Source organism: Campylobacter sp. IFREMER_LSEM_CL2256 (genome assembly GCF_025771645.1).
GTDB lineage: Bacteria > Campylobacterota > Campylobacteria > Campylobacterales > Campylobacteraceae > Campylobacter_D.
In genome coordinates, this window is record NZ_JAKMQQ010000037.1 from 1 (window position 1) to 503 (window position 503).

1 protein-coding gene is annotated in these 503 nt (G+C 22.5%); it reads left to right on the forward strand.

Annotated features, from left to right (window positions below; genetic code table 11):
• Nucleotides 1-315: 315 nt before the first annotated feature.
• Complete coding sequence (locus tag L8U00_RS07790; protein WP_263709117.1) at nucleotides 316-495, forward strand: hypothetical protein; 180 nt, start codon at nucleotides 316-318, stop codon at nucleotides 493-495.
• The last annotated feature ends 8 nt before the right edge of the window (nucleotides 496-503 follow it).

Genomic DNA, 503 nt, shown 5'->3' on the forward strand with positions numbered 1-503 from the left:
ATTTTTATAAATTATGTAATAGGTAAAATAATATATAGAATGTTTAATGGAAGATGAAGAGTGGCTAAGATTTAAATTAGGTATATATACTATAAAATAAACAAAGTTTAGTTTTAGACTGATTTTTTAAGTATATTAAGTATATTTTATAAATTTGATTTTAAAAGCATATAAGAGTATTAAGTTATAGAATAATTCTTACTAGCATAAAAATAGTGTTATAATAAACACATAATTGATTGTCAAAAAAAGGAAAATCAGCATGAATGAGAACTATTTAGAAAAAAAGAATTTTTGTTTGAGAAGTATAAAAAAATGACTTTAAGCAAAAAAGAGTTCGCAAGTATTCTTGGAATATCAACTCCAACATTAGATAGATTAACAAAAAATAAAAAGATAGACTCTATGGGTGTATCTCGTTATGTATTATTTTCCATTGAAGAAATAACTAAAGTTGTATCAAAAAAAAAGGGGGGGGGTAAATCTTTAAAATGAGATTTAAC